Source organism: Nocardia sp. IFM 10818 (assembly GCF_054655275.1).
In genome coordinates, this window is sequence record NZ_BAAHJH010000001.1 from 4,172,914 (window position 1) to 4,190,717 (window position 17,804).

At 68.6% G+C, this 17,804-nt stretch carries 22 protein-coding genes; 9 read left to right on the forward strand and 13 right to left on the reverse strand.

All coding sequences use genetic code 11. The features are described from left to right. Nucleotides 1-46 precede the first annotated feature (46 nt). Nucleotides 47-463: a MerR family transcriptional regulator gene (locus tag ACYQ5L_RS19080; protein ID WP_459959045.1), complete on the forward strand. Its 417-nt coding sequence runs from the start codon at nt 47-49 to the stop codon at nt 461-463. A gap of 8 nt (nt 464-471) precedes the next feature. On the opposite strand, the gene ACYQ5L_RS19085 is transcribed toward ACYQ5L_RS19080, so the two are convergent. From ACYQ5L_RS19085 to ACYQ5L_RS19095, 3 genes are all read right to left on the reverse strand, one after another. Further along, nucleotides 472-870: a DUF4913 domain-containing protein gene (locus tag ACYQ5L_RS19085; RefSeq protein WP_459959046.1), complete on the reverse strand. Its 399-nt coding sequence runs from the start codon at nt 868-870 to the stop codon at nt 472-474. 8 nt (nt 871-878) lie between these two features. Continuing rightward, entirely contained in the window at nt 879-2,165 is a 1,287-nt protein-coding gene (locus tag ACYQ5L_RS19090; RefSeq protein WP_459963471.1) for a cytochrome P450, read from the reverse strand. Nucleotides 2,166-2,321: 156 nt separating this feature from the next. Beyond that, nucleotides 2,322-3,278 (reverse strand): helix-turn-helix transcriptional regulator, encoded by a 957-nt coding sequence (locus ACYQ5L_RS19095; RefSeq protein WP_459959047.1) that lies wholly within the window; start codon nt 3,276-3,278, stop codon nt 2,322-2,324. Nucleotides 3,279-3,339: 61 nt separating this feature from the next. On the opposite strand from ACYQ5L_RS19095, the gene ACYQ5L_RS19100 reads away from it, so the two are divergent. Together ACYQ5L_RS19100 and ACYQ5L_RS19105 are read left to right on the forward strand one after the other, a co-directional pair. After that, the gene (locus ACYQ5L_RS19100; RefSeq protein ID WP_459959048.1) at nt 3,340-4,476 is read left to right on the forward strand and encodes an epoxide hydrolase family protein; all 1,137 of its coding nucleotides are present in this window, start codon (nt 3,340-3,342) and stop codon (nt 4,474-4,476) included. A 122-nt stretch (nt 4,477-4,598) separates the two neighbouring features. After that, on the forward strand, nt 4,599-5,753 hold the full coding sequence (locus ACYQ5L_RS19105) for a GAF domain-containing protein (protein WP_459959049.1): 1,155 nt from the start codon (nt 4,599-4,601) through the stop codon (nt 5,751-5,753). 59 nt (nt 5,754-5,812) lie between these two features. On the opposite strand, the gene ACYQ5L_RS19110 is transcribed toward ACYQ5L_RS19105, so the two are convergent. Then, nucleotides 5,813-6,838 (reverse strand): MerR family transcriptional regulator, encoded by a 1,026-nt coding sequence (locus tag ACYQ5L_RS19110; RefSeq protein ID WP_459959050.1) that lies wholly within the window; start codon nt 6,836-6,838, stop codon nt 5,813-5,815. Between the two features lie 72 nt (nt 6,839-6,910). Here ACYQ5L_RS19110 and ACYQ5L_RS19115 point away from each other — a divergent pair, with 72 nt between their 5' ends. After that, the gene (locus tag ACYQ5L_RS19115) at nt 6,911-7,567 is read left to right on the forward strand and encodes a maleylpyruvate isomerase family mycothiol-dependent enzyme (protein WP_459959051.1); all 657 of its coding nucleotides are present in this window, start codon (nt 6,911-6,913) and stop codon (nt 7,565-7,567) included. 131 nt (nt 7,568-7,698) lie between these two features. Further along, a complete protein-coding gene (locus ACYQ5L_RS19120) occupies nt 7,699-8,295 on the forward strand; it encodes an HdeD family acid-resistance protein (protein ID WP_459959052.1) in 597 nt (198 codons plus the stop codon). A gap of 15 nt (nt 8,296-8,310) precedes the next feature. Here ACYQ5L_RS19120 and ACYQ5L_RS19125 read toward each other — a convergent pair whose 3' ends face one another. Next, nucleotides 8,311-9,198: an SPFH domain-containing protein gene (locus ACYQ5L_RS19125; protein ID WP_459959053.1), complete on the reverse strand. Its 888-nt coding sequence runs from the start codon at nt 9,196-9,198 to the stop codon at nt 8,311-8,313. Nucleotides 9,199-9,295: 97 nt separating this feature from the next. Between ACYQ5L_RS19125 and ACYQ5L_RS19130 the strand changes: the two genes are divergently transcribed. Together ACYQ5L_RS19130 and ACYQ5L_RS19135 are read left to right on the forward strand one after the other, a co-directional pair. Then, a complete protein-coding gene (locus tag ACYQ5L_RS19130; RefSeq protein WP_459959054.1) occupies nt 9,296-9,514 on the forward strand; it encodes a hypothetical protein in 219 nt (72 codons plus the stop codon). A 50-nt stretch (nt 9,515-9,564) separates the two neighbouring features. After that, entirely contained in the window at nt 9,565-10,503 is a 939-nt protein-coding gene (locus ACYQ5L_RS19135; protein ID WP_459959055.1) for a hypothetical protein, read from the forward strand. 139 nt (nt 10,504-10,642) lie between these two features. Here the strand turns inward: ACYQ5L_RS19135 and ACYQ5L_RS19140 are convergent, their stop codons facing one another. The 6 genes from ACYQ5L_RS19140 to ACYQ5L_RS19165 all read right to left on the reverse strand — a co-directional run bounded on the left by ACYQ5L_RS19140 (nt 10,643) and on the right by ACYQ5L_RS19165 (nt 14,506). Beyond that, nucleotides 10,643-10,789 carry a hypothetical protein gene (locus ACYQ5L_RS19140; protein ID WP_459959056.1) on the reverse strand — a complete coding sequence of 49 codons (147 nt, stop codon included), beginning with the start codon at nt 10,787-10,789 and terminating at the stop codon, nt 10,643-10,645. 1 nt (nt 10,790) lies between these two features. Beyond that, nucleotides 10,791-11,384: an ADP-ribosyltransferase gene (locus ACYQ5L_RS19145; RefSeq protein ID WP_459963472.1), complete on the reverse strand. Its 594-nt coding sequence runs from the start codon at nt 11,382-11,384 to the stop codon at nt 10,791-10,793. Nucleotides 11,385-11,727: 343 nt separating this feature from the next. After that, a complete protein-coding gene (locus tag ACYQ5L_RS19150) occupies nt 11,728-12,567 on the reverse strand; it encodes an NAD(P)H-binding protein (protein ID WP_459959057.1) in 840 nt (279 codons plus the stop codon). A gap of 109 nt (nt 12,568-12,676) precedes the next feature. After that, a complete protein-coding gene (locus ACYQ5L_RS19155) occupies nt 12,677-13,036 on the reverse strand; it encodes a VOC family protein (RefSeq protein ID WP_459959058.1) in 360 nt (119 codons plus the stop codon). 58 nt (nt 13,037-13,094) lie between these two features. Beyond that, a complete protein-coding gene (locus tag ACYQ5L_RS19160) occupies nt 13,095-13,925 on the reverse strand; it encodes an alpha/beta fold hydrolase (RefSeq protein ID WP_459959059.1) in 831 nt (276 codons plus the stop codon). After that, nucleotides 13,922-14,506, reverse strand: a complete 585-nt coding sequence (locus tag ACYQ5L_RS19165) for a TetR/AcrR family transcriptional regulator (protein ID WP_459959060.1) — start codon at nt 14,504-14,506, stop codon at nt 13,922-13,924. Before ACYQ5L_RS19165 ends, ACYQ5L_RS19160 begins: the two co-directional genes overlap by 4 nt. Nucleotides 14,507-14,686: 180 nt before the next feature. Here ACYQ5L_RS19165 and ACYQ5L_RS19170 point away from each other — a divergent pair, with 180 nt between their 5' ends. Then, nucleotides 14,687-15,037: a hypothetical protein gene (locus tag ACYQ5L_RS19170; protein WP_459959061.1), complete on the forward strand. Its 351-nt coding sequence runs from the start codon at nt 14,687-14,689 to the stop codon at nt 15,035-15,037. Nucleotides 15,038-15,061: 24 nt separating this feature from the next. Here ACYQ5L_RS19170 and ACYQ5L_RS19175 read toward each other — a convergent pair whose 3' ends face one another. Next, nucleotides 15,062-16,171 carry an FAD-dependent oxidoreductase gene (locus tag ACYQ5L_RS19175; protein ID WP_459959062.1) on the reverse strand — a complete coding sequence of 370 codons (1,110 nt, stop codon included), beginning with the start codon at nt 16,169-16,171 and terminating at the stop codon, nt 15,062-15,064. 67 nt (nt 16,172-16,238) lie between these two features. Here ACYQ5L_RS19175 and ACYQ5L_RS19180 point away from each other — a divergent pair, with 67 nt between their 5' ends. After that, nucleotides 16,239-16,916: a TetR/AcrR family transcriptional regulator gene (locus ACYQ5L_RS19180; protein WP_459959063.1), complete on the forward strand. Its 678-nt coding sequence runs from the start codon at nt 16,239-16,241 to the stop codon at nt 16,914-16,916. On the opposite strand, the gene ACYQ5L_RS19185 is transcribed toward ACYQ5L_RS19180, so the two are convergent. Next, entirely contained in the window at nt 16,913-17,770 is an 858-nt protein-coding gene (locus ACYQ5L_RS19185) for an SMP-30/gluconolactonase/LRE family protein (protein ID WP_459959064.1), read from the reverse strand. The genes ACYQ5L_RS19180 and ACYQ5L_RS19185 overlap by 4 nt on opposite strands. Nucleotides 17,771-17,804: the final 34 nt, after the last annotated feature.

Here is a 17,804-nt window from a genome sequence, read left to right on the forward strand (position 1 = left end):
ACGAACGTTAATACTTGAGGTCGACGTGAAGTAAAGAGGTGAATTCATGACCACTGTCGACGCGGTCCGCATCGGCGACGCCGCCGCGGTGCTCGGCATCGAGGCCCATGTGCTGCGGCACTGGGAATCGGTCGGCCTGCTCCATCCGCCGCGCACACCGTCCGGGCATCGGCACTACGACGAGCAGACCCTGCATCGGGCGCGGCTCATCCGCATCCTGCAGCGCACCGGATTGTCGCTGGAGCAGATCCGCCGCCTCGGCGCCGGCGCTCGCGCGGACCGGCTGGCGCTCATCGCGGACAAGCGCGCGGAAGTACAAGAGCGCCTCGCATTGCTGCGCGCGACCGACCGGTTCCTCGAGCATCTCACCGAGTGCCGGCACCCGATCATTGCCGAATGCCCCGAGTGTGTGGGGTTCGCGACCGCCGATCAGCGCGGGCGGCGTTCCCCGGTCGAGCGGTGAGCCCGCCGCTACGGCGCTGTGGGATCGTCCTTCAAGTCCTTGTACGGCGAGCGGAACAACCCCTGCTGCGGGGATTTCAGCGGTAGCGGCGGCAGCGTGTCCTGATGCCCGCGGGTCGGTGAGCAGAATTTGAAAGGCCCGTCGCTGTCGAACAATTCGCGCATGTGCGGGTCGCCGTGATCCAGGAACCACACGCTCAATCCGGTCTTGCCGTCGGTGCGGTAGTGCTCCCAGGTGCGCCAGACCGCGTCCAGTCGCGCGACCGCCTCCGCGTGTTTCCACCACTCCGGGCACCACTTCCGGCGCGAATGCTCGGTCACGTCGCGCCGGTACACCAGGCTCAGATAGTTCTCGACGAACTCCACCACCGAGTCGTAGATCATCGGCGTCGGTCGGCTGTCACTCATGGGGTCTATCAAACCCCGAATCCGCGCCCCCGGGAGTCGTTGGCGGTCAGGATGACTCGCGCACCATGGGCGGGGACGTGGGTGATATTGCGGATGCGCGCGCGTTCGGCGGATTCGCCCGAGGGCAGCGAAAGCCGGTAGCGGGTAAGGATTTCCCGCAATACCGCCGTGCCCTCCATGAGCGAGAAGCCCGCACCGAGGCAGCGCCGCACGCCGCCGCCGAAGGGCAGCCAGGTATTCGGGGCGATGGTGCCGTCGAGGAAACGGTCGGGCCGGAAGCGGGCGACGTCGGGATAGGCGTCGGGACGGCGATGGGCGAGCAGGATCGAGGTGGACACGACGGTGCCCCGGGGCAGGTTCACGCCGCCGATGGTCATGTCGCGGGTCAGTTTCCGGCCGGTCGCGGCGATCACGGGCCGCAGCCGCAGGGCTTCCTTGAGCACGGCCTCCAGATACTTGTCGTCACCGTCGTGGGCGGCCCGGCGGGCGGTGACCTGGATATCGGGTGCGGCGGCGAGTTCATGGCAGGTCCACGCCAGCGCCGAGGCGGTGGTCTCGTGACCGGCCAGCAGCAAGGTGATCAGCTGATCGCGCAACTCCGCATCCGACAGCGGCGTATCCGAGGGATTCTCCCCGGACCCGACCGCCAGCAGCCGCGACAGCACATCGGCCCGCTGCGCGAGATCCGGATGCGCGCGCCGCTGCGCGATCTCCCGGTACAACAGCTCGTCGATGGCGATCTGATTGTCGCGGAACCGTTTCCACAGCCCGAACCGCTGCAGCCGTGGATCGCGCCATCCGAAGAACACCAGAGGATTCACATTCACGATGCGCCGCAACCGCGGCGCCAGTTCGGCGCGCCGCCGCTCGTCGGTGAGCCCGAACACCACCTGCAGGATCACATCCAGGGTGAGCTCGTTCATCCGGTCCAGGGTGTGCACCGTGGACCCGTCGGCCCAGCGATCGACATGCGTTTTCGCGATGGACTCCACCAGCCCGCGATAGCCGCGCAGCGCCGACCCGGAGAACGCGGGCATGAGCAGCCGCCGTGCCCGGGCATGCTCGGCCTCATCGGTGAGCAGCACCGAATGCTCGCCCATGATGTACACCAGCAGTCGATTGCCCTCTCCGGCATGCAGATCCGCCGGATCGGCGGCGAAGATCTCGCGAATGTGCTCGGGGCGGGAGAACACCACCAGATTCTCCGCATACGGCGGCACCAGGTGCAGCGTGAACACCTCGCCGTAGCGGCGCGCCGCCAGCCCGAGCAGGGCACCGCGCCATTTCGCGTACATCGCGGTCTGCACGGCCCGCGGCAATCGCGGTCCGGGTGGAAATGTCGTGGTCACGGTGCCGATCCCTTCGCCTGCGCCGCAGCGGAAAACCCCCGCTGTCCAGCCTAGGTCGCGCGGGCCGCGTTCGGGCGGTCCTGAGCGGAGGCCGTCGGCCGGTCAGGGCTTGGCGGTAGCGGCGGCGCAGCGGCGGGCCAGGCGGTCGATCTGCTCGACGAGTTCGGGGGGCCCGGTGACGGTGAAATCGGTGTCGATGGAGGTGATCATCCACGACAGCGCCCACGGGGAATCCGCGCCGAGGTGCAGCAGGCAGCTGGCGTCGTCGATGGCCTCGAGCACGCCCATTCCCGGCCAGATCCGCTCGGACAGTTCGGCGGCGGAACGATGCAGGACGACCGTCGCGCGATGCGGCCACGCAGTGCTGGACAACTGATTCGACAGGTAGACCACGACATCGCCCTCGGGTGGCTCACGGGGCGGGAAGCGCGGTCCGGTGGGGATGCGGGGGTTGAGCCGGTCGACGCGATAGGAGCGCCAATCCTCGGCCCGCACATCCCAGGCCACCAGGTACCAGTGCCGATTGAAGTTCACCAGCGCCTGCGGTTCGACCTCCTTGATCGACTGCCGCCCTTGATAGTTCGTGTAGTCGAAGCGCAGCCGCTCGTGCCGGTTGCAGGCGTCGGAGATGGCGATGAGCGCCTCGGGCTCCACCCGCGGCGCCTCGGTCTGCACGCGAATCACCGAGCGCTGCAAGGCGCGCAGCCGATGCCGCAGCCGCGACGGCATGACTTGCTCCAGCTTGGCCAGCGCGCGCAGCGACGCGTCCTCGATGCCGGCCACGGTGCCGCCGGTCGTGGTCCGCAGCCCGACCGCCACCGCGAGGGCCTCCTCGTCGTCGAGCAGCAGCGGTGGCAGGGTGCTGCCGGCCGCGAGCCGATATCCGGCGGTGCCCTGCACGGCATCGACGGGGTAGCCGAGTTCCCGCAGCCGGTCCACATCCCGGCGCACGGTCCGCGTGCTCACCCCGAGCCGGGCGGCCAGATCCGGACCGGACCAATCGCGGTGGGTCTGCAACAGCGACAGCAGGCGCAGCAGTCGAGCCGATGTTTCGAGCATGGCGCCAGATTGCCATCCGCTTAGGACAGAACTTGGCCCAAGGGCCTCATACGTTTACCCCATGACGAACTTCGAGCCCTTCCGCATCGACATCCCGCAGGCCGCCCTCGACGATCTGAACGCACGCCTCGCCAATACCCGCTGGCCCGACGAACTGCCCGGCGTGGACTGGAGCTACGGCATCCCCACCGCCTATGTCCGCGAGATCGCCGAGTACTGGCGCACCTGCTTCGACTGGCGGGTACAGGAGGCGATCCTGAATCAGATTCCGCAATTCGTCACCGAAATCGACGGGCAGCGCCTGCATTTCACGCATGTCCGGTCTCCGGAGGAGAACGCCGTGCCGCTGGTGCTGGTGCACGGCTGGCCGTTCCAGGATTTCACCGAGGTCATCGGCCCGCTCACCGATCCGCGTGCGCACGGCGGCGCCGCGGAAGACGCCTTCCACCTGGTGATTCCGACTCTGCCCGGCTTCGGTTTCTCCGGCCCGACCCAGCGGCCCGGTGACGCGGCCACCGAGCGCGGCGCGGAATTGATCGCGAAACTCATGGCCGCCCTGGGCTACGAACGCTACGGCGCGCAGGGCGGTGACGCGGGCTCGTTCATCGCGCCGCAGCTGGGGCGCATCGACACCGAGCATGTCGTCGGTGTGCATCTCAACGACCCCATCACCATTCCGTCCTGGGACGACGACGGCTCCGCCTACAGCCCCGCCGATCAGGAAAAGATTGCCGCCCTGCAGGATTGGAGCAGCCAGGACACCTCCGGCTACGCCGGCATGCACTCCACCCGCCCGCAGACCCTGGCTCCCGCCGTCTCCGATTCCCCGGCGGCCACCCTCGCCTGGATCCTGGACGTGGTCCACACCTTCGCCGATCCCGCCACATCCACCCCCGACGAGGCCATCGACCGCGACATGCTGCTGACCAATATCGCGATCCTCTGGTTCACCAACACCGCCGGCTCCTCCATGCGCCTGTACAAGGAATCCCAGCAGTGGGGCGCCGATCTCCCCAACTCCGGCGTCCCGACCGGCATTGCGGTCTTCCCCAGCGGCACCGTGATCCGCGGCATCGCCGAGAAGCAGAACACCGTCGTGCACTGGTCCGAATTCGACCGCGGCGGCCACTTCGCCGCCATGGAAACCCCCGACCTGCTCACCACCGATATCCGCGAGTTCTTCCGCAAACTCCGCTGACCGGCCCCCGGCGCGTTCGAGATGGCGCGCTGAACTGGGTGTCGGCAACGAAGTCTCGTAGCCGATCGCTATCGCGTCTACACTTTGCTCAGTCGAAATTCTCGGTGAACCAGGACACCGCCGTGACGACGAGCAAAGATCACCAGTCGCCGGAAGCTGTTGCCGCACAGTCGGCGGGCGCGGCGGCGCCGGTATCGGACAGGCGGCTGCTCGCGGCGCGGGCGGAGCATTTGTCCTGGTGTGTGCAATTCGGACTCGATCAGCCCGAGACGCTGCAGCAGGTGCTGGGCGCGGCGAACGAGCTGCGTGACGCACCGGATCTGAGCACGGCCGCGGAGCGCATGCTCGAGCACGCACTCACGGTGACGGCCGCGGATTTCGGGAATGTGCAGATTCTCGATCGCGACAGCGGGGCCTTGCGAATCATCGCGCAGTCCGGATTCGCCGAGGAATTCCTCGAGTATTTCTCGGTGGTCGACGATACCGCCTCGGTATGCGGGCGGGCGGTGCAGGCGAGCGCGCAGATGGTGGTCGGTGACGTGGTCATCGATCCGGGCTTCGCGCCGCATCGGGATATCGCCGCCGCCAGCGGTTTTCGCGGCGTGCAGTCCACGCCGCTCCTGGACCATACGGGGCAGGTGGTCGGTATGTTGTCGACCCACTTCCGGCATCCGCATCAGCCACCGCAGGGCGAGCTGGCCCTGCTGGCGCTCTACGGCGACTTCGCCGGTGAGATCGCCGCACGACTGGTGCGGCCTTCGGTCTCGGAATCGGCCGGGGGGACGCCGGGCTGGGCGGCGGCCGGGCGTGGTCTGCGGCGGTTGCGGCCCATCGATGTGCACACCGAGATCACCGAGCGCCTCGGCGCCGTGGAGCTGACCTTGAAGGCGGCGCTGGATCGCAGCGATGATCCGGTCGCGCGCGATCGGATCGCTTGGGCGCTGGGCGAACTCGACGATGTGACCGAGCAGGTCCACCAGCTGTGCCGATCTCCCGAGGGAGCGGGTGAGCACGAACGGTGCAATTCGGCGGCATTCGCCGAACTGGGGGATCGGCTGGTGCGGACGCTGTTCGACGGCGGGTTGCAGCTGCATCGCGCGCGCGTGGCCCTGGAGGGCGGCCGGCTCACCCCGGCGGCGGCCGCCGCCGCGCTCGAAGCGGTCGAGCGGGCGGCCGACGATTTGGACGAGATGATTCGCGATACCGGTATGACCATGCTGGCCCTGACCTCGGCGGTACCGCTCGCCGAACTCGGTAAGCGACGGCGTCGCCGATGATCGCCCCGGCCGAGGGTTCGGTTCGGCCGCCATGCCCGAGGAGGCATTGCGGCTGCTGGCTACCGGGACACCGCGTCATCGCCATCGACCCCGACATCATTACCGGCATCCGGTTTCTCAGGCCCCGCGACACCAGCCCGGCCCGATAGGCGGGCGTCCCCGCGCGGCTGTTCGGCCGATTGTGCGAGTGCCCGGTACAGCCAGTGCTGTGCGGCGCCGGCGGTGGTGGTACCCGTGATCTCGGTGGTGCGTGTCCAATACCGGTGAATACGTGGGTCGTTGTCGTCGGCGCCGTGCAGGAGCCGGCGCCGGAATTCGGCGGTGACGCGCTCGCGGCGGGCGGTGGCGTGGGCGGTGAGGAAGCGGTGCAGGCCGGCGCCCGGGCGCGGTGCGATGTGGGCGGCGACGAGCGGGTCGACGATGCCGCAGGCTTCGGCCACGCCGGTGAGCAGTGCGCGTTTGTCGTGGATGGCGGTGGGATCGTGCCGCCACAGTTGGCGGGTCAGCGCGGTGGCCAGCGCCGGATCGGCGGCCGCGGTGACGAGTTCGGCGTAGGCGACGACCTGGCGGGGCGTGGGATCGGCCGGTGGGGACGGGATGTTCATGTCGGCGAAGCCGTCGAAGACACCCGGCTGTATCGGGGCGAGGACCCGGCGCCAGAACGCGATGAGGGTGTCGTGGGCGGCCTGGCGGTGCTGCACGGCGGCCAGCAGTTCCAGTCGTGTGGCACGCTCGGCCGGCAACGCCTCCTCGACCGCGACCAGTGCTGCCCGTCGCCAGGTCAGTGCGCCCAATTCGGTGTCCAGTGCGGCTCTTTCGGCGGCGATGGCCTCGGCGAGGCAGGTGGTCTCGGTGAGCACCGCGACAATGGCGTTCAACCCCAGGCCGAGCGTGCGCAGCCGGCGCACCAGCTGCAGCCGGTCGACCACGGTCGCGGGATCGAACAGCCGATGCCCGCCGGTGCTGCGCTGCGGTTCGAGAATCCCTTCGTCGCAGTAGAAGCGGATGGTGCGCACCGGAACCCCGGTGCGCCGGGACAACTCGCCGATGCCCACCAGGCCGTCACGGCGTGTGCTGTTGGTCACGATCGCTGGAACCTCCACCCGACTGGAATTTCTACGGTACTGGAACACCCCTGCGCACAAGGAGTTCCGCACATGGCCGCACACACCATGACCACCGATCAGATCTGGTCCGCCGTCGCCGCCGAGCGCGCGAGCCTGGTCGAACTACTGCGCCCCCTGCCCGCGAGCGCCTGGGACCACGCCTCGCTCTGCGCGGGCTGGCGGATACGCGATGTCGTCGCCCACGTGATCCTCTCGGCCGACTCCGGTCTCGGCTCGATCCTGATCAACCTGATCCGCGCCCGCGGCGACTTCAACCGCCTGGTCCGCGACACCGCCATCCGCCACGCCGACACCCGCACCCCCACACGCCTGCTCGACGAACTCTCCGACACCATCCCCACCCGCGTCACCCCGATCGGCACCACCCCGGCCGACCGCCTGATGGACCTCCTCGTCCACGGCCAGGACATCGCGATCCCCCTCGGCATCCCCCGCGACATGCCGATCCCCGCCGCCCGAGTGGCCCTCGACCGAGTCTGGCACGGCGGCTTCCCCTTCCACGCCCGCAAGAAATTCGGTGCCTACCACCTGACCGCCACCGACTGCACCTGGACCGCCGGCACCGGCCCCACCGTCGAAGGCTCCGTCACCACCCTGCTGCTCCTGATCACCGGCCGCCATCCCGCGCCCGGTCGGCTCACCGGTCCGGGAGCGGCCGAGTTGATCGCCGCTCGCTCGATCTCCTGACCGCGGCCGGCGGGAGCAATCCGTCGGCGACCGCCTGCCACGCCGGAGGTGCTGGTATGCGGCGCGCGGTGCGGACATGCCGTGTGTGCAAACCTGCGGTTAAAAGGACTAATCGGTCATATCATTGCGCTATGCCCACCACCCGAATCGAGGGGCGTACTGCGGTGTTTGCCGACTGGGCTTGGCAGGCACTGCTGGTCACCGGTGTATGTTCGGTGGCGCTCGGCCTGGTGCTGCTGGCGTGGCCCGGCAAGACGGAGACGGTGGCGGGGACGCTGAGTGCGCTGGTGCTGTTGAGTAGTGCTGCGGTGCAGTGGATCGTGGCGTTCGGGACGCGGATCTCGACGCCGCTCAAGGTGCTCGAGTTCGGCAGCGGGACGGTGGCGCTGCTGCTGGGGCTGTGGTGCTTCGACAGCGGGCAGTGGGTGTTGTTGCTGGCGTTGTGGATCGGCATGGGGTGGATGATCCGCGGGGTCGTGCAGGCCATTGTGGGCGCCTGGTCGGAGGAGTTCGCGGGGGCGGGGCGGCAGGAAGTGGTGGGGTTGTGCACCACGGTGATGGGAATCGTGGTGGCCGTGGTGCCGTTCGGGTCGATGATGGCGCTGGCGCTGGCGGTCGGCCCGTATCTGATCCTGCTGGGGATCAGCGAGATTCTCACCGCGGCCCGGGTGGATCGGGGCGCGGTGCAGGCGATTCCGGAGGGCGGGCCGTCGGCCCTGTGGAACTGACGGCCCGCGCTCCGGTCAGCGCGCCGGAATGGTGGTGGCGAGCCCGGTGCCGGGCCAGCACTGGAATCCGGTCGGCAACTGCTTACCGCTGTTGAGCAGGTCGAGGCACTTGGACACCAGCACATTCGGGTCCTTCAGCGATTCGGTGAGCAGCCGGTTGGCCTCGGCCTCGGCGACCGCGGTGCGCTGCTTCTGCTCGGCGATGCGGGTGTCGGCGATCTGCGCCTGATACGCGTTGATCTTGGCTTGGGTCTGCTGATCGAAGTGGACGATGGAGATGATGACGTTCTGCACGTCGATCTGCCCGCCGATCTTCGCCTTCAGCTTCTCGGTGGCCTGCACCGACATATCGGTCAGATTGGGCCCGCCCGCATTCTGCGGTTCGAGCGGGTTGTAACCGGCGAAGATCTCGTTGAGGGTGGCATTGAGCTCGCGGGTCACCAGGCTGTCCTTGATATTGGCGATGGTGTGGTAATCCCGGAACAAGGTGTCCGCGGCCGCGTGATGGATGCGCCAGCGCACCGTATTGTCCACGCACGCCGTGGAATTGTTGGCCAGCCGGATGGAACTGCCGCCGGAGCAGGTGTTGTCCTTGAATCCGCCGAGCTGATTATTGGTCTGGATGGTGCCGTCCAGCTCCGGGACCTTCTGCCACGGCCAGATGAAATGCAGGCCGTTCTCCTTGGTGCCCACCGGTTTTCCGAACGAGGTGACGATGCCGACATTGCGGGTGGAGACGATGCTGGTCGAGGACACGACCAGCAGGATCAGGCCGAGGGTGAGCAGCCCGAGCGCGGTGGCTCTGGTCGGGCCGCGGTCGGCATAGGGCCGCCCGCGCATGCTGATCAGCACGATCGGGGCCGAGACGAGTATCAGGACGGCGAGCAGGAACAGCCAGGGCATCACATCTCCTCGGGCAGACGGCGCAGCGTGCTACAGCTTGTCACGAATACCGCTGAAACACCGGTGTTCCCAAGCGCATTGGGCTAGCGTGGACGGCGTGTCGGAGATCGATCGGCTCTGCGAGGTGAGCCGGGTCGCACGCGCCGACGTCGAAGCGCTCGGCGATCTCGGCGAGGACCGCCACGCCGTGCTGCGCGCCGCCTACGAGCACGCCCGCGACCACCGCGAGCGCGAACTGGGCGACGCCGTCGACAACGGACTCACCCTGCTGCCGGCGATGATCCGGACCGCGGTGCGCCGCATCCTGTTCTCCTGACGGGCAGGCCGAGGCCGGGCTCGTGAGGAACCGACGTCCATGGGGGGACCATGACGAATCTCGCCGCCCGTGCGGAAGTGATCAAACTCGCGCGCGAATTGCACACCGCCCCTGAGGATCTGGCCTTCCTGCTGGACAGCGACCCGGCCGCCATCCGGCGTGTGCGCCAGGGCATGCACCACAGCCTCGACGCCCGCTACCGGCCCATGTTCCAGCGCGTGGCCCGGGTCAGCGCCCTGGTTCCGGACCGGCTGTCGATCACCATCGCGATCCGCTTCTTCGGCCCGATGCTGTGCGGCATGATCGCCAGCTCTCTCTCACCCGCCCGCGCCACCGCGCTCATCGGCCATATCCCGCGCGACTTCCTCGCCGACGTCGCCGCCTACGTCGATCCGGAGGCGGCCACCCCCATCGTGCGCGCCTTCGACACCGACATCCTGGTGCCGGTCATGCAGGACCTGCTGCGCCGCAAGGACTTCGTCACCCTCGCCCGCTTCCTGGTCGCCGCCACCGACGAGCAGCTGCTGGGCGTGCTCCCGCACATCGAATCCGGCGAGGACCTGCTCATGGTGGGCTTCAACGCCGAACTCGACGCGGTCTCCGACCGCTTCGAACTCGTCCTGGGCGCCATGCCGGAGCACCGGGTGCGCGACCTGCTGCAGTCCGCGCACGACCTGGACCGCTTCGCCGAGGCGCTGACCTTCCTGCAGTTCCTCACCCCCGAGACCCTCGGCCGCGTCGCCGACATCGCCGCCGAGATGGGCCCGGAACTGCTCACCCACATGGTCGACGCCACCCGCCGCGAAGTCTCCTGGGCGGAACTGATCCCGGTCGCGGCCACCATGTCCCCGGACAACCGCCAGCGCTTCCTCGACCTCGAAATCTGGGACGCCGCGGCCCTCACCGCCATGGCCGAGGAGATCGAGCGCAGCGGTCACTGGCCCGCGCTGCTCGAAGCGGTCGACGAGAAACGCGCGACCCTCGACTGACCCCGAACCATAGAAGAACGGGGCAGCTCGCCCACGGCGCGCCGCGCTGACACAGCTCGGCGGCTTCGACAATTTCGTCGGAGCCGCCGGATGGATCAGCTGCGCGCGGCGATCCGGTGGTCACCGGATCGCGGTCTCGCTACTTGTTCACTTTGCCGACCGCGCTGTCTCTGCGGCGGCGGATTTTGATACCCAGTTTTTCGGCTTCGCGGCGGCGTTCTTCACGCTGTTCGGGGGTCAGCTTCACACGCTCGACGCGCAGGGTCTCTTGCGTCAACGCTCCCATTTCACGTCTCCCTCACAAATCCCTGGATGCGCCACATATTACGCGCCTCATCCCAGCCGACACCACTGATGAAGTAGCTGCGCGCGTCGATGAGCAGGACCTCCCTCTCGGTTTGGATGGCAGCGAGCTCGCCCAGGCGTAGCGCCGGGGTGCCTACGGGCACGATCAAATCCAGGATCACCGCGGGCCGGTGACGAATCGAGCGCGGCGGATAGGCCGTCCCACACGTCGACATGAACCCCCTGTGTATGAATTCTTCTTCGACCAGCGCGTATGCCGATTCTGCGTCGCTAATGTCGAAGTCTGAGGCTGCGGCCTCGCGGGTGACGCGCACCGATTCGGGAAGCGGGTATTTTGCGAGCCCGGACCGGATTAGGTCGATGTAGCGGGCAACGAGCAGCGACCGACCCCCGCCGTTCCAAAGTGCGCTGTTGACTTGCTCGAAGAAGTTGTATGCATACGCGCGGATCGCTCCGCGTTCTTCGGGGGTCAGCAGAGATAGGTCTTGGCGGGCGAGTGCTGTCTCTGCCAGCCGGGTCCTCAGGAAAGCGTCGTCTCCGTCGTCCACATCCACCACATGCGGATTGTTGCGCATCACGACCCTCGGCCTGCTCGATATCCAGGACGAAGGATCGGGATCTATTGCGCCGCTCGACCCGGCGTGCCGTGGTGGTGGGATTCGATGTGGGGCTGCTGGTTTCGATCGCGATGGTCGTGCTCTAGACGTTCCGGGCCGATCTGCCGTCGTACTGGTCTGGGGTGTAGGAGCTGGCGAATCCGTTCATGACCCTGGGCTATGTCGCCACCATCGTGTGATTGACCCGTCGCGCTTGGGCCGGTGCGGTGGCGTGACTGGCGCCGCTCGTGGTCGTCGCGATCGCGCTGGTGACTTTCGCCGTGCAGCTCCGGGCGAGCGCGTGGTGGCTGCGGGCGGTGACCTACCGGTCGGTCCCGCCCTGGCGGAAGGCGTCGGCGTGAACGGTGGCCCACTGTGCGAAGGTGCGCGGGGCGCGGCCGGTGATCTGCTCGACGGTGGGGCGCACAATGGACTCGTCGATGGCGCCGTCGACATAGAAATCGAAGAAGGCGTCGACGTACTCGACCGGCGTGGTCTGCAGCATCTCGGCGCGGGCCTCGGCATCGGTGAGGCTCACCGCGCGCAGCTCGCGGCCGAGCACCTGGGCGAGGATGACCACCTGATCCAGGGGCCGCAAGGCCTCCGGCCCGGTGGGCCACAGGATCTCACCGCGCAATGCCTCCTCGCGGAAGGCGTGCGCGGCCACGGCCGCCAGATCGTAGGGATCCAGGCAGGCGGTGCGCACCTGCGGGAACGGGACCCGCACGACATCACCGGCGGCGAGCTGCGGCAGCCAGCGCAGGGCATTGGAATCGAAGGCGCACGGCCGCAGAATCGTCCACGCCGCACCGGATTCGGTGACTTCCTGCTCGGATTCCGCCATGTAGCGGGTGACGGCATTGGTCCTATCCCCGGTGCCCGCCGACACCCCCGACAGCTGCACGATGTGCTCGACACCCGCCTTCGCCGCCGCCTGCGCCACGCCCGGATATCCGGGCAGCAGGAACAGCGCCCGCACGCCGTCGAAGAGCGGGGCGAGGGCATCGGGCGCGGTCAGATCCGCCGCGACCGCCTCGACACCGGGCGGCAGCTCGGCGCGCCGTGGATCGCGAACCAGCGCCCGCACCGGCTCGCCCCCGCCCGCCAGCGTCTGCGCCAGCTCCGCCCCGACATTGCCGGTCGCACCCGTCACCACGATCATGTCGCATCCCGTCACCCGTGCGGCCCCACCGGCCACCCACGTTCAGGAATACACGAAAAATCAACGGCTAGAACGAGATCGGCCGCAATCCTGACAAGATCACAATGAATCAGGGCAGGTCATGGGCGGTGTCATGACGCGGCTGATACAAACCCACCGCACCGGCCCCCGGCACCCGCAGGTAGGTGAGCAGCCCCCAGCCCGCATCCGTGACCTCGGCGGTGAATTCCACGCCCGTGGCGCGCAGCCGCGCCACGGTGGCCTCGAGGTCGTCGCACATGAAATAGAGCTCGGCCCGGCCGCTCTCGCCGGGCCCCGACGGATGCACCGCCAGCTCGGCCGGTGGCGATTTGAAGATCAACCAGCCGTCGTTGGCGTCGACGTTGGGCAGCTCGAGCACATCCCGGAAGAAGGCCCGAGCGGCCCCGGCATCGGTGGCGGAGATGATCAGGTGCGCTCCATTGATCATTCCCGGACGCTAACAGCGCACCCGCCGACACCGGCGCAACCGAGCCGGTCTCGACGGGTCAGGAAGGCACGGGGGAGAGCAGCGAGGTGATGAGCTGCCCGGCGAACGCCGCGGGCTCATCGGTGAAACCGCTGTGGCCGCCCGGGAATTCGGTCACCGCCAGGCCCAGCTCGGCGGCGAGCACCGCGGCCGGGCGCGCGGGCAGCTGGGCGCCGGTCTCGCGGCCCGAGGCCAGAACCAGGCGATCGGCGACCGGGCGCAGCGCTTCGATATCGGGACTGTAGGAGGTGAACTGCCGCAGTTCGTGTTCCATCATGAGCGGGCCATTGGCCAGCAAGCGGCCGATCATGGCCGCAGCGCGAGGCGGAAGGCCGGCCGGGTCGGGCATGGGCTTCATGGTGCCGCCGATGCCCTCGAGGAACCGCGCGCCCGCCGCGCCGGGTCCCGCGGTGCGGAACAGGGTGTACACCTCCTCGACGAACGCCGACTGCGCCTCGGCATCGGGCAGGACCGCGAAGCACGGCGGTTCGTGGGCGACCAGGCGGTGCACGCTTTCCGGATGCCGGGCCAGCAGATCCAGCGCGACGATCGCGCCGCTGCTGCCGCCGAACACATACGCCGGTTCATCGGTGAGCGTGGCGATCAGCTGATAGGCGTCATCACTCTGCACATCCACGCGCTGATCCTGCGGCCCGTCGTCGAGAGTGCTGTGCGAGTACCCGCGCGGATCCAGCGATACCACGGTGAACCGTTCGGCGAGCGCATCGGCGATCGGATCGAACACCGCCGCATCACCCCCGCCGCCCGGCAGCAGCAACAGCAGCGGCCCGTTGCCCCGCACCTCGTAGAACAGGCGCGCGCCGGGCACCCGCAGATAATCGTGTCTCATCGGTCCTCCTGACTGTTCGGCCACTGCAGCAACAGCAGATGCAGGGCATCGAGAATGCGGGGCCACGAGCTGTCGGTGGCCCGCGAATGCGCGAACCCGCCGCTCGTCTCGAGCGTGGCGTACCCGTGAAAAGTGCTGCGCAGCAACCGGCTCGCGTCGATCATGGCGGCCTCGTGCAGGTCATAGGCCCGCAACATGGCCGCGGTCAACTCGATACTGCGCTGCGCGGCAGGCGAATCGGCGGCCGCGGCCGGATCGATTCCACTCTGGCTCGCGGCATACCGCCCCGGAAACTCGCGCGCGTAGTCCCGATACGCGTTCGCGAACGCGATCAGCGCATCCTTCCCCGACCGCCCCGCCACCGCCGCCGCAATCCGATCCGCCATCTCCCCGGTCGCCAGCAGCGCCACCCGCGTGCGCAGATCCCGCACATTGCGCACATGGGAGTACAGGCTCGGGTCCTTCACGCCGAACTTCTTGGCCACCGCCGCCAGCGTGACGTTGTCGAACCCGATGTCATCGGCCAGCTCGGCGGCCACACGCGTGATCCGCTCGGCGGTGAGTCCTGCACGGGGCGCCATCCGCCTCCTTCCTAAGTTGATTAGGCTGAAACCTAATATACATAGGTTCGGGAACCCGTGCGGGACCCGCCTACAAGTGCGTGCACGCAGCTGCTCGCGACCTGCACGTCGCGGTCGGCGGTGCCGCCGGAGACGCCGGCCTGCCGCCGATCACCCTCCGGCGCAAGGAAACTGACCACTGTGGCGGACACCGATGATTTCTCGGCGCGGGTACCGTCGGAAGTGGTGCCGTGCCGTTCGATCACCGGGAGTGCCCATGACCTCGACCGCCCCCGTCAGCACCGGGACCCTGACGGTCCCCGATGGCGTTCTCTACTACGAATTGCGTTGCGGGCCGCCGCGACTCGCCTGGTGATCGGCATCGGCGACAGCTCCGCCGGCCAGTTCTGCGACCGCACGTCGCGGGCGCTGGGCGCGCTGCTGGATATCGAGCCCGTGCTGTTTCCCGGCGGGCACACCGGGTTCATGGAGCACCCGGACGTGTTCGCCAAGCGTCTGCGGGACGTCCTGCAGATCGGAGATGAGTTCTAGGGCGCGAGGCCGCCGGGGGACACTTCAGCCCGGTTGGAAGAACTCGAGCATTCTCCGGGCTGCGTCGGGTGACATCAGCAATTCCTGCAAGTCCGCCGACATCCGGGCGGCCGCGCCGGTGCGTTCGAACATCTCGCGTTCGTATTCCTCGACGGCAGTGGGCAAGTCGTGCGGGTGCGCGGCCAGCGCGAGCCCGAGCACCGCGCCGTCGAGCAGGGCCATATTGGCGCCCTCACCCACCGGCGGCATCAGGTGCGCGGCATCGCCGACCAGCGTGACACCCGGGGTCGGCGGCCAGGTCAGGCCGACCGGCAGCGTGGTGATCGCGCGCGGCACGATCGCGTCGTCGCAGGCCGCGATCAGCGCGGTGAACCGCGGGTCCCAGCCGGAGAGCAGCTCGATCAGCCGCGCCCGGGCGGCGGCCGGGTCGTCGAACGGGATTCCACTGGCGGCGAACCAATCCTCGCCGGTGTGGTAGAAACTGACGCCGATGCGCACCCGGCCATCGCCATTGCGCTGCGCCGCGAGGGACACGCCATTGCCGAGCACCCAGTAACTGCCGCGCCCGACCATCGCCGCGAGGTCCGGATGGGTGCGGTCGATGTCGGGAATGCCGACCTCGACGACATTCTGGCCGATATGCACCGGGCGGGCGTCGGTGAGCAGCGCGCGGACCCGGGACTGCGCACCGTCCGCGCCGACCAGCAGGTCACAGGTCGCCGTGCCGCCATCGGCGAAGTGCAGCAGGCCGTTCTGGGCGGATGCGAACGCGCGCCCCCAGCGCACCATGCCGTCGGGCAGGGAATCCAGTAGCAGGTCGCGCAGATCGGCACGGTCGACCTCGGGTCGCGCGAGCGGGGCGTCCGCGGGGGTGTCCTCCCGCAGCAGCAAGGTGCCGTCCGGCTCCAGCAGGCGCATGTCCTGCCCTTCGCCGCGGGCGATCGCATGGAATTGATCGATCAGGCCGGCCGCCCGCAGCGCCTCCTGCCCGGAATGGATATCGAGCATGCCGCCCTGCCCACGCGCGTCGCGCGCGAGTTCGCGTTCGTAGACGACGGCGTCGATGCCGTTCACGTGCAGTATCCGGGCCAGGGCCAGGCCGCCCGGTCCGGCTCCGACGATCGCGATGTCCATGACTCTCCTTCGATACACCGTATTTGCCAATACACTGTATCGCGGCATGCGATGTATCGTCGGCGGCATGTTGGTGTGGGAACGGCCGGAGCCGCCGGATCGACCGGCGCCCGCCCCGCTGAACCGGGAGCGCATCGTCCGAGCGGCGATCGAACTGGCCGATGCGCACGGCCTGGATGCGGTATCGCTGCGCAAGGTCGCCGCCGCCCTCGACGTCGGGCCGATGCGCCTCTACGGCTACATCGCCACCAAGGACGAACTGCTCGACCTGATGGTCGATGCCGTCTACGCCGAGATCCGCCCGGCCGGAGACAGTTGGCGCGAAGCGCTGAGATCCCTCGCCGAAACCACCCGTCAGGCCGTCCATCGGCACGAATGGCTCGCCGACCTGATCGGCGGCCGACCCCAGCTCGGCCCGCACGCCCTGGCCAGGGGCGAGGCCGTGGTGTCCGCGATGGCCGACCTCGACGTGGACGCCGTCATGCCGATCGTCGACGCGGTCACCGCCTACGTCATCGGCGCGGTCCGCCGGGAGATCACCGAACGCCGCGCCGAACGGGCCACCGGCATGGACCAGCGGCAATGGCAGGCCGCCTTCGGCCCCTACCTCGAACGCACCTTCGCCACCGGCCGATTTCCGGCCCTGGCCACCGTCATCCGCGACGCCGCCCACCTCGACCCCGACCAAACCTTCCGCACCGGCCTCGACTTCCTCCTCGACGGCATCCAGGCCCGCCTGGGCTAGGGACGCCCGGCGTGCGGCGCCGGAGCCTGCACGGAGAGCACCTGTCCGGTGCGGTCGTGCTCGGACATGCCTTCGGCGCCTTTCCATTCCGCGGCGACCACGAACAGGGTGCGGCCGTCGGCCCCGCCGAGCATGCAGGCGAACGGGCTGCGGTCGAGGGGGACCTCGGCGAGGACCTCGCCGCCTTCGCGCACGCGCAGGCAGCGTTCCATGGCGGCGCACCAGACCGCGCTCTCGGCGTCGACGCAGATGCCGTCGGGGTAGCCGTCGACGTCTGCCCAGATGCGGCGGTCGGTGAGGGCGCCATTGTCGCCGATGTCGAAGGCGGTCAGGCATTTCGCGTAGGACTCGGCGACGATGAGGGTCGCGCCGTCGGGGGTGATGGCCATGCCGTTGGGAAAGCGCAGCCCCTCGGCGACGGGGTAGGCCCGGCCATCGGGCAGGACGACCGCGATCATGCCGGGCTGCGGTTCGGCGCCGCCCATCATGTCGAACCCGATGCAGTTGATGTAGGCGTTGCCGCGGGAATCGACCACGATCTCGTTCCACGGGTATTCGGAGAGGTCGTCGAGTTCGGCATGGACGGTCAGCGAGCCGTCGTGTTCGCGGCGCAGCAGTGTCGGTTCCCCGGCGTTCGACAGGACCAGCAGGCGTCCGTCGGGCAGCCAGTCGAAACAGAAGGGCATGCCGTCCATGGTCAGTTCGACTCGCCGGTTCCCGTCCTCGTCGACGGACATGATTTCGCCCGTGAGCCAATCCGAGAGCCACAGCCGCCCGTCGTGCCAGCGCGGGGACTCCCCGAGCGCCAGCCCTTCCAGCAGCACCGCCGGCGCCATCGACAAGATCTTGGACATACGTCACCTCCGGATTCGAGTCGTCTGCAATGCA

What these genes read in the sequence shown, in the direction of transcription:
- ACYQ5L_RS19120 (WP_459959052.1), top strand. Translation starts at nt 7,699, where the DNA reads ATGCCCACCACCCGAATCGAGGGGCGTACTGCGGTGTTTGCCGACTGG.
- ACYQ5L_RS19185 (WP_459959064.1), bottom strand. Translation starts at nt 17,770, where the DNA reads ATGTCCAAGATCTTGTCGATGGCGCCGGCGGTGCTGCTGGAAGGGCTG.
- ACYQ5L_RS19080 (WP_459959045.1), top strand. Translation starts at nt 47, where the DNA reads ATGACCACTGTCGACGCGGTCCGCATCGGCGACGCCGCCGCGGTGCTC.
- ACYQ5L_RS19150 (WP_459959057.1), bottom strand. Translation starts at nt 12,567, where the DNA reads ATGATCGTGGTGACGGGTGCGACCGGCAATGTCGGGGCGGAGCTGGCG.
- ACYQ5L_RS19155 (WP_459959058.1), bottom strand. Translation starts at nt 13,036, where the DNA reads ATGATCAATGGAGCGCACCTGATCATCTCCGCCACCGATGCCGGGGCC.
- ACYQ5L_RS19100 (WP_459959048.1), top strand. Translation starts at nt 3,340, where the DNA reads ATGACGAACTTCGAGCCCTTCCGCATCGACATCCCGCAGGCCGCCCTC.
- ACYQ5L_RS19180 (WP_459959063.1), top strand. Translation starts at nt 16,239, where the DNA reads ATGTTGGTGTGGGAACGGCCGGAGCCGCCGGATCGACCGGCGCCCGCC.
- ACYQ5L_RS19095 (WP_459959047.1), bottom strand. Translation starts at nt 3,278, where the DNA reads ATGCTCGAAACATCGGCTCGACTGCTGCGCCTGCTGTCGCTGTTGCAG.
- ACYQ5L_RS19175 (WP_459959062.1), bottom strand. Translation starts at nt 16,171, where the DNA reads ATGGACATCGCGATCGTCGGAGCCGGACCGGGCGGCCTGGCCCTGGCC.
- ACYQ5L_RS19135 (WP_459959055.1), top strand. Translation starts at nt 9,565, where the DNA reads ATGACGAATCTCGCCGCCCGTGCGGAAGTGATCAAACTCGCGCGCGAA.
- ACYQ5L_RS19090 (WP_459963471.1), bottom strand. Translation starts at nt 2,165, where the DNA reads ATGTACGCGAAATGGCGCGGTGCCCTGCTCGGGCTGGCGGCGCGCCGC.
- ACYQ5L_RS19165 (WP_459959060.1), bottom strand. Translation starts at nt 14,506, where the DNA reads ATGGCGCCCCGTGCAGGACTCACCGCCGAGCGGATCACGCGTGTGGCC.
- ACYQ5L_RS19140 (WP_459959056.1), bottom strand. Translation starts at nt 10,789, where the DNA reads ATGGGAGCGTTGACGCAAGAGACCCTGCGCGTCGAGCGTGTGAAGCTG.
- ACYQ5L_RS19160 (WP_459959059.1), bottom strand. Translation starts at nt 13,925, where the DNA reads ATGAGACACGATTATCTGCGGGTGCCCGGCGCGCGCCTGTTCTACGAG.
- ACYQ5L_RS19115 (WP_459959051.1), top strand. Translation starts at nt 6,911, where the DNA reads ATGGCCGCACACACCATGACCACCGATCAGATCTGGTCCGCCGTCGCC.
- ACYQ5L_RS19125 (WP_459959053.1), bottom strand. Translation starts at nt 9,198, where the DNA reads ATGCCCTGGCTGTTCCTGCTCGCCGTCCTGATACTCGTCTCGGCCCCG.
- ACYQ5L_RS19085 (WP_459959046.1), bottom strand. Translation starts at nt 870, where the DNA reads ATGAGTGACAGCCGACCGACGCCGATGATCTACGACTCGGTGGTGGAG.
- ACYQ5L_RS19145 (WP_459963472.1), bottom strand. Translation starts at nt 11,384, where the DNA reads ATGCGCAACAATCCGCATGTGGTGGATGTGGACGACGGAGACGACGCT.